Genomic DNA, 15,628 nt, shown 5'->3' on the forward strand with positions numbered 1-15,628 from the left:
AGCGAAGATTATCGAGTAAAACGCTCGATTGAAAGTGCACTGAGTAGTTTCGGTGCAGGCCAGTAGCTCAATTGGCAGAGCAGCGGTCTCCAAAACCGCAGGTTGGGGGTTCGATTCCCTCCTGGCCTGCCATTTTTTAACATCCGGATACATAAGTTGATTCCCATGGAGTCAAAAGCCGTTCAGTCAAACAGTCGTTTCGACGTAGTGAAGTGGCTGGTTGTTTTTTTGCTGATTGCCGTCGGTGTGGTAGGTAATCAGTATTTCAGCGCCGAATCCTTGCTGTATCGGGTTCTGGCTCTTGTTGGTCTTGCAATCGTGGCGGTTTTTGTTGCGTTGCAGACTGCGCGTGGGCGGCGTTTTGCGACGTTGCTTAAAGAGGCTCGCGTTGAGATCCGGAAAGTGGTATGGCCCACCAGGCCAGAACTGGTTCAGACTACAGTTATTGTTGTAGTTTTTGTGCTGGTTGTGTCTCTGTTGTTGTGGGGTATGGATTCGATAATCAGTTTGCTGGTCGCCGGATTTATCGGCTAACAGGAGTGGGCAATGGCTAAGCGCTGGTACGTGGTTCATGCGTATTCTGGCTTCGAAAAGCACGTAATGCGCACTCTAACTGAGCGCATCGCGCTGGAAGGTATGGAAGACAGGTTTGGTGAAATCCTGGTTCCTACCGAAGAAGTTGTCGAGATGCGTGATGGGAAGAAGCGCAAAAGTGAGCGCAAATTTTATCCTGGATACGTGCTTGTCCAAATGGAAATGGACGATGCTACCTGGCACCTTGTGAAAAACACACCTCGGGTGCTCGGTTTTATCGGCGGGACCAAAGATAAGCCTGCGCCAATCACTGAGCGCGAGGCGGAAGCTATTTTGCGTCGCGTAGAGAGTGGTGTAGACAAGCCCAAGCCTAAGACTCTGTTTGAGCCGGGCGAAGTTGTTCGCGTTGTTGAAGGTCCGTTTGCGGATTTCAATGGTGTAGTAGAAGAAGTTGACTACGAGAAGAGTCGGGTCAAGGTTGCTGTTCTGATTTTCGGTCGCTCAACTCCTGTAGAGCTGGAGTTTGGACAGGTCGAAAAAGACTGATTGGTGACTTTTAACCAGAATGCTCGCGCGCCCAGGCGTCGCGGGCTTTTTGTGTCTGAAACGGGGAGCTGTAAAAAGCGTTTGAACCCATAGGAGTATTATCATGGCTAAAAAGATAGAAGCGTATATCAAGCTTCAGGTTGCTGCCGGTAAGGCCAACCCGAGTCCCCCTGTTGGTCCTGCCCTGGGTCAGCGCGGTGTTAATATCATGGAGTTTTGTAAAGCGTTTAACGCTCAGACCCAGGATATGGAAGCCGGTCTGCCGATCCCGACGGTTATCACTGTATACAGTGACCGCAGCTTTACCTTTATTACCAAGACTCCGCCTGCACCTGTTCTTCTGAAAAAGGCTGCTGGCATCAAGAGCGGTTCAGGACGTCCGAATACCGAAAAAGTTGGTAAGGTGACTCGTGAGCAGCTTGAAGAAATTGCCAAAGCTAAAGAGCCGGATCTGACTGCTGCTGATATGGACGCAGCGGTTCGTACCATCGCTGGAACTGCCCGCAGCATGGGCCTTACCGTGGAGGGCGTGTAACATGTCCAAGCTAAGCAAGCGTCAGAAGCTTATTCTTGAAAAGACAGATTCCACTCGCTCTTACTCTGTTGATGAAGCGGTGTCACTGTTGGTCGAATTGGGCCAGAGTGTGAAGTTTAAAGAATCAATTGATGTAGCGATTAATCTGGGCGTCGATGCACGTAAATCGGATCAGGTTGTTCGTAGCAGCACAGTTCTGCCGCACGGCACAGGAAAAACCGTTCGTGTTGCAGTGTTCACCCAGGGTGCAAACGCCGAGAAAGCGACTGCCGCCGGTGCTGACGTTGTTGGTATGGACGATCTTGCTGATGAGGTCAAGAAAGGCAATATGGACTTCGATGTGGTTATTGCCACTCCGGATGCCATGCGCGTTGTTGGTCAGTTGGGTCAGATCCTCGGGCCTCGTGGCCTGATGCCTAACCCTAAAGTGGGCACTGTTACTCCTGATGTTGAGACTGCAGTTAAAAATGCCAAAGCTGGTCAGGTGCGCTACCGCACTGACAAGAACGGTATTATCCATTCTCCATTGGGTAACGTTGAATTCTCTGCGCAGAATATCAAGGAAAACCTTGAAACTCTGATTGCAGATCTGAAAAAGGCCAAGCCATCTGCGGCGAAAGGCGTGTATCTCAAGAAGATCACACTTTCTTCCACTATGGGTCCTGGTCTGACTATCGATCAAAGCGGTCTGGATATCTGATCTCTTGATCGGTAGTTACTTTGTAGTCTGGGCTGTAGCCAAGGCTGTCAAAGACCGCAGGCCCCTGAAGTCTTTGGACTGGAAGGGTTAAAGCAACGCCTGCGCAGACGGTGTGAAGACGTTCTCTCTGAACCCAAACACCGTTAAGGCGCCCTCAGGAAGCAGGTTGTAGTCGCTTCCAGGGTAATGATGGGTTTGCCGGGAATACCCCCGGCGAAATCGAGGAGAAATCCAGTGGCAATTAGACTCGAAGACAAGAAAGCGATCGTCGCTGAAGTCAACGAGACTGCCGGTGGTGCTCTGTCTGTGGTTCTGGCTGACTATCGTGGTGTCACCTCTGGTGATATGACGGCTCTTCGTGCCAAAGCTCGTGCTGAGAATGTGCATCTCAGGGTTGTTCGTAACAATCTTGCGAAAATTGCGATTCGCGGTACAGAGTTTGAGTGCATCGATGAAGCTCTGGTTGGCCCGACGATTTTGGCATTCTCAATGGAAGATCCGGGAGCGGCAGCACGCCTGCTGAAGGATTTTGCAAAAGAGAAGGACGCATTCGAGATTAAAGGACTGGCAGTCGGCGGTGAGCTGATGGGCGCAGACCAGATCGATCGTCTTGCCAAGCTGCCAACACGTCACCAAGCGTTGACGATGCTGGCTGCTGTAACACAGGCACCAATCACCAAGCTCGCACGGACACTGAACGAAGTTCCTTCGAAAGTGACCCGCGCTGTAGCGGCAGTTCGCGACCAGAAGCAAGAAGCTGCTTGATTCTGTTGAACACCATTTTTATATTTTTTGGAGAAAGTCATGGCTCTGTCTAAAGAAGACATTTTGAACGCAATTGCAGAAATGAGCGTAATGGACGTTGTTGCGCTGGTTGAAGCAATGGAAGAGAAGTTTGGCGTATCTGCCGCTGCCGCTGTTGCTGCTGCTCCTGCAGCCGCTGGCGAAGCTGCTTCTGCCGAAGAAAAGACTGAATTTGACGTTGTTCTGACCGGTGTCGGTGAGAAGAAAGTTAACGTTATCAAGGCTGTTCGTGAACTGACCGGCCTGGGTCTGAAAGAAGCTAAAGAAATGGTTGATGGCGCGCCAACGACTATTAAAGAAGGTGCGAGCAAAGACGACGCTGAAGCGGCCAAGACCAAGCTTGAGGAAGCAGGCGCTTCTGTTGAGCTTAAGTAAGAGTCGGCTGTTGATCGAAACTACGCTTCAAGCGTAGACAGGCTGGTGGCTTTGTGCCACCGGCCTTTTTCTGTTGTATGTGCTATAGAGTCTGGTGTGCACTTGCAGGTTGATATCAGGTCTGTGAATGACTACCGGAGTCTTTGTTCAGGACGGCGCGATAAGCCGAGCAATTCGGCCCCGAAGCAAAACATTGGTTGCTTCTTGATACCAGGTATCAGGTCTAAAGCTGGGGAATGCAGATGACTTACTCCTATACTGAGAAAAAGCGGATTCGCAAAGATTTTAGTAAATTGCCTTCCGTGATGGATGTCCCCTATTTGCTGTCTATTCAGCTGGATTCATTCCGGGACTTCCTGCAAATGGAAGCCGCACCTGGAGACCGTCGGGAAACCGGTCTTCACGCAGCATTCAAATCCGTATTCCCGATTGCCAGCTACTCTGGCAATGCTGCGCTCGAATACGTGAGCTACCGTATTGGTGAGCCCGTATTTGACGTCAAGGAATGCCAGCTTAGGGGCGTGACTTATGCGGCCCCGCTGAGAGTTAAAGTCCGCCTTATCATTTATGATAGGGAATCGTCCAACAAGGCGATCAAGGACATCAAAGAGCAGGAAGTCTACATGGGCGAAATGCCCCTGATGACCGAGAATGGTACCTTTGTTATTAACGGTACTGAGCGCGTTATTGTTTCCCAGCTCCACCGCTCTCCCGGTGTGTTCTTTGACCATGATAAAGGTAAGACCCATTCATCCGGCAAGCTGTTGTATTCTGCCCGGGTGATTCCTTACCGTGGTTCGTGGCTCGATTTCGAGTTCGACCCGAAAGATTCCGTTTTTGTCCGGATCGACCGTCGACGCAAATTGCCTGCTTCGATTCTTTTGCGTGCGCTTGGCTATACCTCCGAGCAAATGCTGGAGATGTTCTTTGAAACCAGTAAGTTCACGCTGGGGGCAGAGACCTGCAAGCTGGAACTGGTGCCAAGTCGTCTTCGTGGTGATATTGCAACCTTCGATATCAAAGATAACGATGGCAAGCTGATTGTTGAGGAAGGTCGAAGGATCACTGCTCGTCACATCAAGCAGCTTGAAAAAGCCGGCATCAATGAGCTCGAGGTACCTGTTGAATATCTGTATGGCCGGGTTCTGGCCAAAGATATGATCGACCAGGCAACTGGAGAAGTTCTGGTTGAGTGCAACACTGAGCTTAGCGAAGAGGTTGTTGCCAAGATTCTGGATGCAGGTGTCAAAGAGATTGAAACTCTTTATACCAATGATCTGGATTGTGGTCCGTTCATGTCGGACACTTTGCGGATTGATCCTACCCGTACACCGCTCGAGGCCCTGGTTGAAATTTACCGGATGATGCGTCCGGGAGAGCCACCTACCAAGGATTCAGCAGAAAACCTGTTTAATAACCTGTTCTTCTCGGCAGAGCGCTACGACCTGTCTGCTGTTGGCCGGATGAAGCTTAACCGCCGACTGCGTCGGGAAGAAAGTACGGGTGAGGGTACGCTTACTCACGAAGATATTATTGATGTTCTGAAGACCCTGATCGATATCCGTAACGGACAGGGTACTGTCGATGATATCGACAACCTGGGTAACCGGCGTGTGCGTTGTGTTGGTGAAATGGCTGAAAACCAGTTCCGCGTGGGTCTGGTTCGTGTAGAGCGCGCCGTTCGTGAGCGTCTGAGTCTGGCAGAAAGTGAAGGCCTGATGCCTCAGGACCTGATCAATGCCAAGCCGGTCGCTGCTGCGGTTAAAGAATTCTTTGGTTCGAGCCAGCTGTCCCAGTTCATGGACCAGAACAACCCGCTGTCCGAGGTTACTCACAAACGTCGTATTTCGGCCCTTGGGCCTGGCGGTCTGACCCGTGAGCGTGCGGGCTTTGAGGTTCGTGACGTTCACCCGACGCATTACGGTCGTGTCTGCCCGATCGAGACGCCGGAAGGACCGAACATCGGCCTGATCAACTCGCTGGCCACATACGCGCGAGCCAACTCATACGGCTTCCTTGAAAGCCCGTACAGAAAAGTGGTTGATGGCGTCGTAACCGATGAGCTGGTTTATTTGTCAGCAATCGAAGAAAGCACCTACGTTATCGCTCAGGCCAGTGCCGCGATGGACGATGACAAGCGTCTGATGGACGAGCTGGTTACTGTTCGTCATCAGAACGAAACAACGGTCATGCCTCCTGAAAGCGTTAACTTCATGGATGTGTCGCCGCGTCAGGTGGTGTCCGTTGCTGCCTCGCTGATTCCGTTCCTGGAACACGATGATGCTAACCGCGCCCTTATGGGTGCAAACATGCAGCGTCAGGCGGTTCCGACCCTGCGTTCCCAGGTGCCTTTGGTAGGTACTGGTGTTGAGCGCACAGTAGCGCAGGATTCCGGCGTCTGTGTAACTGCCCGTCGCGGCGGTGTGATTGAAAGCGTTGATGCGGCACGTATTGTTGTTCGCGTGAATAACGAAGAAACCGAGGCAGGTGATGCCGGTGTGGATATCTACAACCTCACCAAGTACACCCGCTCGAACCAGAACACCTGTATCAACCAGCGCTCCATTGTGCGCCAGGGTGATGCCATTGCCCGCGGTGACGTGTTGGCAGACGGTCCTTCTGTGGACCTCGGTGAGCTGGCTCTGGGTCAGAATATGCGTATCGCATTCATGCCCTGGAACGGTTACAACTTTGAGGATTCCATCCTTATTTCCGAGAAGGTTGTTCAGGAAGATCGCCTGACCACTATCCACATTCAGGAACTGACCTGTGTGGCCCGGGATACGAAACTCGGCAGCGAAGAGATCACAGCGGATATTCCAAACGTTGGTGAGAGCGCGCTGGCCAAGCTGGATGAGTCCGGTATTGTTTATATCGGCGCTGAAGTAGGCCCTGGCGATATTCTGGTTGGTAAGGTAACGCCAAAAGGTGAAACCCAGCTGACTCCGGAAGAAAAGCTGCTGAGGGCAATCTTCGGCGAGAAGGCCTCTGATGTTAAAGACACGTCTTCCCGCGTGCCCACTGGTACCCGCGGAACCGTAATTGACGTGCAGGTCTTTACCCGAGATGGTATCGAGAAAGATCAGCGTGCCAAGGCAATTGAAAAAGAACAGCTGGATCAGTATCGCAAAGATCTGAAGGACGAGTATCGTATTGTTGAAGGTGCAACTTTTGAACGTCTTCTGAATGCGTTGAAAGGTCAGCCTGTCATCAGTGGCCCGGGCCTGAAAAAAGGCGCGAGCCTTGATGAGGCTTATCTGGCAGAACTGCCTCGTCCGGACTGGTTCAAGCTCCGTATGCAGGATGAGAGCCTTAATGAGCTTCTGGAAAAATCCGAGCAGGGTCTGGAAGAGCGTAAGAAAGAACACGAAGCGCGCTTCGATGACAAGAAAGGCAAACTGCAGCAGGGCGATGATCTTGCACCGGGCGTTCTGAAGATTGTTAAGGTATATCTTGCCATCAAGCGCAGGATTCAGCCTGGTGACAAAATGGCTGGGCGTCACGGTAACAAAGGTGTTATCTCGGCAGTTATGCCGATAGAGGACATGCCGTATGACGTAGATGGCCGTACTGTCGACATTGTTCTGAACCCACTGGGTGTTCCTTCGCGGATGAACGTAGGTCAGGTGCTTGAAACCCATCTGGGTGCTGCTGCCAAGGGACTTGGTGAGCGCATCGGCAAAATGCTTGACGAGCAACGCAAAATTGCGGAGCTGCGCAAGCTGCTTGATGAGATCTACAACCACTCGGATGAAGTGTTCAAGGTAGATCTGGATTCCCTGAGTGATCAGGAAATTCAGGAAATGTGCCACAACCTGCGTAGCGGCGTTCCTATGGCCACGCCGGTGTTTGACGGAGCCAAAGAGGCCGAGGTCAAACACATGCTGGAATTGGCAGGGCTGAGCACAACCGGACAGACCAAGCTGTACGATGGCCGTACCGGAGAAGCTTTCGATCGTCCTGTGACGGTTGGGTATATGTATATCCTCAAGTTGAACCACTTGATCGATGACAAGATGCACGCCCGTTCGACCGGTTCGTACAGTCTGGTTACTCAGCAGCCGCTGGGTGGTAAGGCCCAGTTCGGTGGTCAGCGCTTTGGTGAGATGGAAGTGTGGGCCCTGGAGGCTTACGGTGCGGCTTATACGCTGCAGGAAATGCTCACCGTTAAGTCTGATGACGTGAACGGCCGGACTAAGATGTATAAGAACATTGTCGATGGTGATCATCGGATGGAGCCCGGCATGCCGGAGTCCTTCAATGTTCTTGTCAAGGAAATCCGTTCGTTGGGTATCGACATCGAGCTGGAATCTGAGTGAGCCGAATTGTTTTTGGCAGCGTGAGCGGGCACCTGAGGTGCCCGCCCGAGATTAACGCCATCCGGAGCTTTTACTGATGAAAGATTTGCTGAATCTTCTCAAGAGCCAGAACCAAAGCAAGGAATTTGATGCCATCCGTATTGGTTTGGCATCACCCGACATGATCCGTTCCTGGTCCTTTGGTGAAGTTAAGAAGCCTGAGACTATTAACTACCGTACGTTCAAGCCTGAGCGTGACGGCCTTTTCTGCGCCAAAATCTTCGGCCCGATCAAGGACTACGAGTGCCTGTGCGGCAAATATAAGCGCCTCAAACACCGCGGTGTTATCTGCGAAAAGTGTGGCGTTGAAGTTGCACTGGCAAGCGTGCGTCGTGAGCGCATGGGACATATTGAGCTGGCCAGCCCGGTCGCTCATATATGGTTCCTGAAGTCGCTGCCGTCCCGTATCGGTCTGATGCTGGACATGACGCTGCGCGATATTGAGCGTGTTTTGTATTTTGAATCGTTTATTGTGATCGATCCGGGAATGACCACGCTGGAGCGCGGTCAGCTGCTGAACGATGAGCAGTATTACGAAGCCCTTGAAGAGTTCGGTGACGAGTTCGATGCCCGTATGGGTGCCGAGGCTGTGAAGCAGTTGCTCGAAGATATTGATCTGCAGGAGCAGGTTGATATGTTGCGTGAAGAAATTCCGCAAACCAACTCCGAAACCAAGATCAAGAAGTTCAGCAAGCGGCTGAAAATTCTTGAGGCTTTCCTGTATTCCGGTAACAAGCCGGGCGATATGGTCATGACCGTGTTGCCGGTTCTTCCGCCGGATCTGCGTCCGCTGGTTCCTCTGGATGGTGGCCGTTTTGCCACATCGGATCTCAACGATCTCTATCGCAGGGTTATCAACCGGAACAACCGTCTCAAGCGCCTGCTGGAGTTGAATGCTCCAGACATTATTGTACGTAACGAGAAGCGGATGCTGCAGGAAGCAGTGGATGCGCTGTTGGATAACGGTCGTCGTGGCCGTGCTATCACTGGCACCAACAAGCGGCCGTTGAAGTCTCTGGCAGACATGATCAAGGGTAAGCAGGGCCGTTTCCGTCAGAACCTCCTGGGTAAACGTGTAGACTACTCCGGTCGTTCCGTTATCGTGGTCGGTCCCTACCTGCGTCTGCATCAATGCGGTCTGCCCAAGAAGATGGCGCTTGAGTTGTTCAAGCCGTTCATTTTCTCCAAGCTTGAGCATCGTGGCCTGGCTACCACCATCAAAGCCGCCAAGAAAATGGTTGAGCGTGAAGAAGGTGTGGTCTGGGACATCCTGGACGAGGTTATTCGCCAGCACCCGATCATGCTTAACCGGGCGCCCACATTGCACCGTCTTGGTATTCAGGCTTTTGAGCCTGTATTGATCGAAGGTAAGGCGATCCAGCTGCACCCGTTGGTCTGTGCGGCCTACAACGCCGACTTCGACGGTGACCAGATGGCGGTACACGTACCCCTGACTCTGGAAGCCCAGCTTGAAGCTCGTGCCCTGATGATGTCTACCAACAATATTCTGTCACCAGCCAATGGTGAGCCGATTATTGTGCCGTCTCAGGACGTGGTACTTGGCCTCTATTACATGACTCGGGAGCGCAAAAATGCGCCCGGCGAAGGCATGGTGTTTGCTGATATCAAAGAAGCTCATCGTGCATACGGCGCTGGTAAGGTAGATCTGCAGGCCATCGTCAAGGTGCGTGTCAAGGAAGTAGCCATTCTGGAAAACGGTGAGCGCACTGAAGAGTACAAGATCGTTGACACCACGGTCGGCCGTGCACTGCTGTTTGATATAGTTCCGGATGGTCTTTCATACGACCTGGTCAACAAGCCCATGGTCAAGAAGGCGATCTCTAGCCTTATCAATATCTGCTACCGTGATGCCGGGCTGAAAGAAACGGTTATTTTCGCCGATCAGCTCATGTACATGGGTTACCAATACGCCACGGTTTCCGGTATCTCAATCGGTTTCAATGACTTTGAGATTCCTCCGGAAAAATACGCCTTGGTGGATGCAGCCTCCCAGGAAGTGAAAGATATTGAAACCCAGTATGCCTCAGGCCTGCTAACCCAGGGTGAGAAATACAACAAGGTAATCGACATCTGGTCACGGGCCAATGACAAGGTTTCCAAGGCCATGATGGAGCGTCTGGCCAAGGAAAAGGTTCTCGGCGCAGATGGCAAGCCGGTTAAAGGTGAAGATGGCGAAGACCTTATGCAGGAGTCGTTCAACTCCGTCTATATGATGGCTGACTCAGGCGCACGGGGTTCTGCTGCCCAGATTCGTCAGTTGGCGGGTATGCGTGGCCTGATGGCCAAGCCGGATGGCTCTATCATCGAGACGCCGATCACAGCCAACTTCCGTGAAGGCCTGAACGTACTTCAGTACTTTATCTCGACTCACGGTGCACGTAAGGGTCTTGCGGATACGGCATTGAAAACAGCTAACTCCGGTTATCTGACTCGTCGTCTGGTCGATGTGTCCCAGGATCTGGTTGTTACCGAAGAGGATTGCGGTACCGAAGAAGGTCTGCTCATGACGCCGCACATCGAAGGCGGCGACGTGGTTGTTCCTCTGGGTGATCGTGTACTTGGTCGTGTGACTGCCCGCGATGCGTTTACGCCAATCGATAAAGAAAATGCCGTTGTTCCTGCAGGTACTCTGCTGGATGAAAAAATGGTTGAAGCCCTCGAGGCTGCAGGTGTGGACGAAGTATGGGTCCGTTCCGCAATCACCTGTGAGACCCGTCATGGTATTTGTGCCAAGTGCTATGGTCGTGATCTTGCCCGCGGTCACCTTGTAAACGTTGGTGAGGCTGTTGGTGTTATTGCTGCCCAGTCCATTGGTGAGCCGGGAACCCAGCTCACAATGCGTACGTTCCACATTGGTGGTGCGGCGAGCCGGGCATCCGCAGTTGATAATATTCAGGTCAAGCACGGCGGCACCGTACGTCTGCATAACCTGAAGTCACTCGAGAAGAAAGATGGTTCTCTGGTGGTGATATCCCGCTCTTCTGCTCTGGCTATTGCAGACGACCAAGGGCGTGAGCGTGAGTGGTACAAGCTTCCATATGGTGCAGTGCTTTCTGTGAAGCACGGCGACAATGTCGAAGCCGGTGTTGTGGTAGCCAAGTGGGATCCGCACACTCACCCGATCATCGCGGAAGCCGAAGGAACAGCCAAGTTCGTCAATATGGATCAGGGTATTACCGTACGTACCCAGACTGACGAGCTTACTGGCCTTTCAACTATGGAAATTATTGATCCGAAGGAACGCCCGGCAGCTGGTAAAGACATTCGCCCGGCAATCCAGATGGTTGATGAGTCCGGAAACGATGTTGAATTGCCAGGTGGTGGCGCGGCGATCTTCTTCATGCCGGCGAACGCTTTGGTGACTATGGCCAATGGCGCGCGCATCGAGCTTGGTGATGTGGTTGCCCGTATCCCGCAGGCAAGTTCCAAAACTCGTGATATTACAGGTGGTCTGCCAAGAGTTGCCGATCTGTTCGAAGCCCGTCGGCCTAAAGAGTCGTCAATCCTGGCAGAGATCAGCGGCATGATCTCTTTCGGCAAGGAAACCAAAGGCAAGAAACGCCTGGTAATCACGCCGAAGGATGGAGACCCTTATGAGGTCCTGATTCCGAAACATCGCCAGATGAACGTATTCGAAGGCGAGACGGTTGAGAAGGGTGAGGTAATCTCCGACGGCCCATCCAATCCGCACGATATCCTGCGGTTGTTGGGTGTGGTTGAGCTGGCCAGGTATATCACCAACGAGATCCAGGACGTTTATCGTCTGCAGGGCGTTGTCATCAATGATAAGCACATTGAGGTTATTGTGCGTCAGATGTTGCGCAAAGTTGAAATTACCGATCCTGGCGATACCCAGTTGATATCCGGCGATTCTGTGGAAATCAATAAGGTCCTTGAGGAAAACGAAGCAGCGATCGCAGCAGACAAAGAGCCAGCGCGGTTCGAGCGTTTGCTGCTGGGTATCACCAAGGCTTCCCTGGCCACTGAGTCGTTCATTTCTGCGGCTTCATTCCAGGAAACCACCCGGGTACTCACGGAAGGCGCTGTAACAGGTAAGCGTGACTATTTGCGCGGCCTGAAAGAAAACGTCGTGGTTGGCCGCCTGATTCCTGCGGGAACCGGTCTGGCTTATCATGCCGAACGTCGGCGCAAGCGCGAACTGGAAGAGCAGGGCGTGACTGCTGCGGATGTTGAAGAAGCTCTGAGCGCAGAACTCAACCGCGGGAGTTGAGTCAGGCGGACCACCTCCGTGTAGTTACTTATGCTGAGGTGGTTAAAAAGAGATCAGTCATCTTGACTGTCGGGGGGTGCGGGCTTAAACTTGCGTCCCTTAAATTTTACCCCCTTTATTGGGGGTAAGTTTCATTGATATGGTTTTTTGGAGTTTGCTTACATGGCAACGATTAATCAGTTGGTGCGTAAGCCTCGTAAACGCAAGGTAGCCAAGAGCGATGTTCCTGCTCTTCAGGCGTGCCCACAGCGTCGTGGTGTTTGCACTCGTGTGTATACCACTACGCCGAAGAAGCCGAACTCAGCACTGCGTAAAGTGTGCCGTGTTCGTCTGACTAACGGCTTCGAGGTTTCCTCATACATTGGTGGTGAAGGTCACAACCTTCAGGAGCACAGTGTTGTGCTTATCCGTGGCGGTCGAGTAAAAGACCTTCCGGGTGTGCGCTATCACACTGTTCGCGGAACACTGGACACCCAGGGTGTACAGAGCCGTCGGCAGGGTCGCTCCAAGTACGGTACAAAACGTCCCAAGTCCTGATGTCCCGAGCGGGTGTCTTTTATCGTTGCTGGTCAGGACGATAAGAGTAAGGCTGAGTAGCCTGTGGCTATCTCAGGGGTTCCTGAAGACCTTTTAATTAGATAAGGGCTTATCGATGCCTAGAAGAAGAGTTGCAGCTAAGCGGGAAATTATCCCGGATCCGAAATTCGGTAGTGCGCGTCTTGCCAAATTCATCAACCACGTGATGGAAAGCGGTAAGAAGTCAGTTGCAGAGCGTATTGTTTATGGTGCTCTGACAATCGTAGCCGAAAAATCCAATGAAGAGCCGATCGAGATGTTCGAAAAGGCCCTGGAAAACATCCAGCCGATGGTTGAGGTTAAGTCCCGTCGTGTAGGTGGTGCTACTTACCAGGTGCCTGTAGAAGTCCGGCCTTCCCGTCAGAATGCGCTGGCTATGCGCTGGCTCGTAGAGTTTTCACGGAAGCGCGGCGAGAAATCCATGGCGCAGCGTCTGGCTGGTGAAATTCTTGACGCCGCTGACAGCAAAGGCTCCGCTGTTAAGAAGCGTGAAGACGTACACCGCATGGCAGAAGCCAACAAGGCGTTCTCCCACTTCCGTTTCTAATCAGCCGAGGTTTATACAGTGGCACGCAAAACTCCGATTAAACGTTACAGAAACATTGGTATCTGTGCGCACGTTGATGCGGGCAAGACCACAACGACCGAGCGTATTCTTTATTATACCGGTCGTAGCCATAAGATGGGTGAAACCCATGATGGCGCGTCTACTACTGACTGGATGGAGCAAGAGCAGGAGCGTGGTATTACCATTACCTCCGCTGCTGTTACCACCTTCTGGCAGGGTATGGACAAGCAGTTTGACGAGCATCGTATCAACGTAATTGATACCCCGGGACACGTTGACTTCACAATTGAAGTTGAGCGTTCGTTGCGGGTACTTGATGGTGCCGTGGTTGTATTCTGCGGTTCGTCTGGTGTTGAGCCGCAGTCTGAGACTGTGTGGCGTCAGGCTAATAAGTATGAAGTTCCGCGCATGGTGTTCGTTAATAAAATGGACCGTGCCGGCGCTGATTTCCTTCGTGTAGTTGAGCAGATCAAAACCCGTCTGGGTGCGACACCTGTTCCGTTGCAGTTACCAATCGGTGCTGAAGATAATTTTGAAGGCGTCGTGGATCTGCTTCGTATGAAGGCAATCTACTGGAACAACGATGACATGGGTATGACCTACGAGTTGGGTGATATTCCAGCCGATATGGCAGACGAAGTTGCCAAGTATCGGGAGCAGTTGATCGAGGCTGCTGCCGAGGCCAGCGAAGAATACATGGATAAGTATCTCGAGGGTGGCGAGCTCACCGTTGAAGAGATCAAGAAGGGCTTGCGTACGCGCACTATCTCCAACGAGATAGTCCTTGCGACATGTGGTTCCGCCTTCAAGAACAAAGGTGTTCAGGCTGTTCTTGATGCTGTTATCGAATACTTGCCAGCTCCGGATGAAGTAAAAGCCATCCGTGGTGAAGTAGACGAAGACGGAACAGAAGAGACTCGTCCGGTTGATGACAATGCGCCCTTTGCTGCATTGGCATTCAAGATCGCTACGGATCCTTTTGTGGGTTCACTGACCTTCTTCCGTGTTTACTCGGGTACGCTCGAGTCTGGTAGCGCCGTTTATAACTCGGTTAAGGGCAAGAAAGAGCGTGTGGGCCGTATGGTTCAGATGCATGCCAATGACCGGGAAGAAATCAAGGAAGTTCTGGCTGGTGATATCGCTGCTGCCATCGGCTTGAAGAGCGTCACTACGGGTGACACCTTGTGCGACGAAAACCACAAGATCATCCTAGAGCGTATGGAGTTTCCTGAGCCGGTTATATCGGTTGCGGTTGAGCCGAAGTCGAAAGCGGACCAGGAGAAGATGGGTGTTGCGCTGGGCAAGCTTGCCCAGGAAGATCCTTCGTTCCGTGTGCGTACCGACGAAGAAAGCGGTCAGACAATCATTTCCGGTATGGGTGAGCTTCACCTGGATATTCTCGTTGACCGTATGCGTCGTGAGTTCAAGGTTGAGGCAAACATCGGTAAGCCTCAGGTCGCCTATCGCGAATGTATTCGTAAGTCCGTGGATGTCGAAGGCAAGTTTGTTCGTCAGTCTGGTGGTCGTGGTCAGTATGGTCACGTTAAGGTCAGAATTGATCCGCTGCCTCTGGACGAAGAAGATGCGGAAAACTTCATTTTCGTTAACGAAATTGTAGGTGGTGCTGTTCCGAAGGAATACATTCCGGCAGTTCAGCAGGGTATCTTGGAGCAGATGCAGAACGGCTGCTTGGCCGGTTATCCGCTGCTGGGTATCAAGGCAACCTTGTACGACGGTTCTTATCACGACGTGGACTCCAACGAAATGGCGTTCAAGGTCGCGGGTTCCATGGCCATGAAGAAAGGTGCTCTGGAAGCGAACCCGGCTCTGCTTGAGCCGATGATGAAGGTTGAGGTTGTAACCCCTGAAGATTATATGGGTGACGTGGTTGGCGATTTGAATCGTCGTCGTGGCTTGATTCAGGGTATGGATGACGGTGTTGCGGGCAAGATTGTTCGTGCCGAAGTTCCGTTGTCAGAAATGTTTGGTTATGCGACTGATCTGCGCTCTGCAACTCAGGGGCGTGCATCTTATGCGATGGAATTTTCGCGGTACGCCGAAGCGCCAAGCAATATTGCCGAAGCAATTATTAAAAAGGGTTGATACCCAGGACTTAAGTAACAGGAAGAGGTGTAACTGTGTCTAAATCTAAATTTGAGCGTAACAAGCCGCACCTGAACGTGGGCACGATTGGTCACGTAGACCATGGTAAGACGACTCTGACCGCTGCTCTGACTCGTGTATGTCACGAAGTCTGGGGTACGGGTTCTGCGAGCGCATTCGATCAGATCGATAACGCACCGGAAGAGCGTGCGCGTGGTATAACCATCGCGACTTCACACGTTGAGTACGATTCCCCGATTCGTCACTACGCACACGT

Annotated in this window: 12 protein-coding genes and 1 tRNA gene; all 13 read left to right on the forward strand. The window is 52.1% G+C overall.

The features are described from left to right. Nucleotides 1-56 precede the first annotated feature (56 nt). Nucleotides 57-132, forward strand: a tRNA-Trp gene (locus DS878_RS02605). Nucleotides 133-165: 33 nt separating this feature from the next. Next, a complete protein-coding gene (gene secE / locus DS878_RS02610; protein WP_113814403.1) occupies nucleotides 166-534 on the forward strand; it encodes a preprotein translocase subunit SecE in 369 nt (122 codons plus the stop codon). Between the two features lie 12 nt (nucleotides 535-546). Continuing rightward, on the forward strand, nucleotides 547-1,080 hold the full coding sequence (gene nusG, locus DS878_RS02615; protein WP_113814404.1) for a transcription termination/antitermination protein NusG: 534 nt from the start codon (nucleotides 547-549) through the stop codon (nucleotides 1,078-1,080). A gap of 103 nt (nucleotides 1,081-1,183) precedes the next feature. Beyond that, a complete protein-coding gene (gene rplK / locus DS878_RS02620) occupies nucleotides 1,184-1,615 on the forward strand; it encodes a 50S ribosomal protein L11 (RefSeq protein WP_113814405.1) in 432 nt (143 codons plus the stop codon). 1 nt (nucleotide 1,616) lies between these two features. Next, nucleotides 1,617-2,315, forward strand: coding sequence for a 50S ribosomal protein L1 (gene rplA, locus DS878_RS02625; protein WP_113814406.1), 699 nt, complete (start codon nucleotides 1,617-1,619; stop codon nucleotides 2,313-2,315). Between the two features lie 234 nt (nucleotides 2,316-2,549). Further along, complete coding sequence (gene rplJ, locus DS878_RS02630) at nucleotides 2,550-3,080, forward strand: 50S ribosomal protein L10 (RefSeq protein WP_113814407.1); 531 nt, start codon at nucleotides 2,550-2,552, stop codon at nucleotides 3,078-3,080. A 39-nt stretch (nucleotides 3,081-3,119) separates the two neighbouring features. Continuing rightward, entirely contained in the window at nucleotides 3,120-3,494 is a 375-nt protein-coding gene (rplL, locus tag DS878_RS02635) for a 50S ribosomal protein L7/L12 (protein WP_113814408.1), read from the forward strand. 242 nt (nucleotides 3,495-3,736) lie between these two features. Continuing rightward, entirely contained in the window at nucleotides 3,737-7,813 is a 4,077-nt protein-coding gene (gene rpoB / locus DS878_RS02640) for a DNA-directed RNA polymerase subunit beta (RefSeq protein WP_113814412.1), read from the forward strand. 76 nt (nucleotides 7,814-7,889) lie between these two features. Next, nucleotides 7,890-12,104 (forward strand): DNA-directed RNA polymerase subunit beta', encoded by a 4,215-nt coding sequence (gene rpoC, locus DS878_RS02645; RefSeq protein ID WP_113814409.1) that lies wholly within the window; start codon nucleotides 7,890-7,892, stop codon nucleotides 12,102-12,104. Between the two features lie 162 nt (nucleotides 12,105-12,266). Continuing rightward, on the forward strand, nucleotides 12,267-12,641 hold the full coding sequence (gene rpsL, locus DS878_RS02650; RefSeq protein ID WP_072799863.1) for a 30S ribosomal protein S12: 375 nt from the start codon (nucleotides 12,267-12,269) through the stop codon (nucleotides 12,639-12,641). Between the two features lie 115 nt (nucleotides 12,642-12,756). Next, a complete protein-coding gene (gene rpsG / locus DS878_RS02655; RefSeq protein WP_113814410.1) occupies nucleotides 12,757-13,227 on the forward strand; it encodes a 30S ribosomal protein S7 in 471 nt (156 codons plus the stop codon). A gap of 18 nt (nucleotides 13,228-13,245) precedes the next feature. Beyond that, nucleotides 13,246-15,351: an elongation factor G gene (gene fusA, locus DS878_RS02660; RefSeq protein ID WP_113814411.1), complete on the forward strand. Its 2,106-nt coding sequence runs from the start codon at nucleotides 13,246-13,248 to the stop codon at nucleotides 15,349-15,351. A gap of 35 nt (nucleotides 15,352-15,386) precedes the next feature. Beyond that, nucleotides 15,387-15,628: GTP-binding protein (locus DS878_RS02665; protein WP_261977565.1), on the forward strand; the 242-nt coding region annotated here is incomplete at its 3' end.

This window comes from Marinobacter sp. F3R11 (assembly GCF_003318275.1).
Taxonomy (GTDB): domain Bacteria; phylum Pseudomonadota; class Gammaproteobacteria; order Pseudomonadales; family Oleiphilaceae; genus Marinobacter.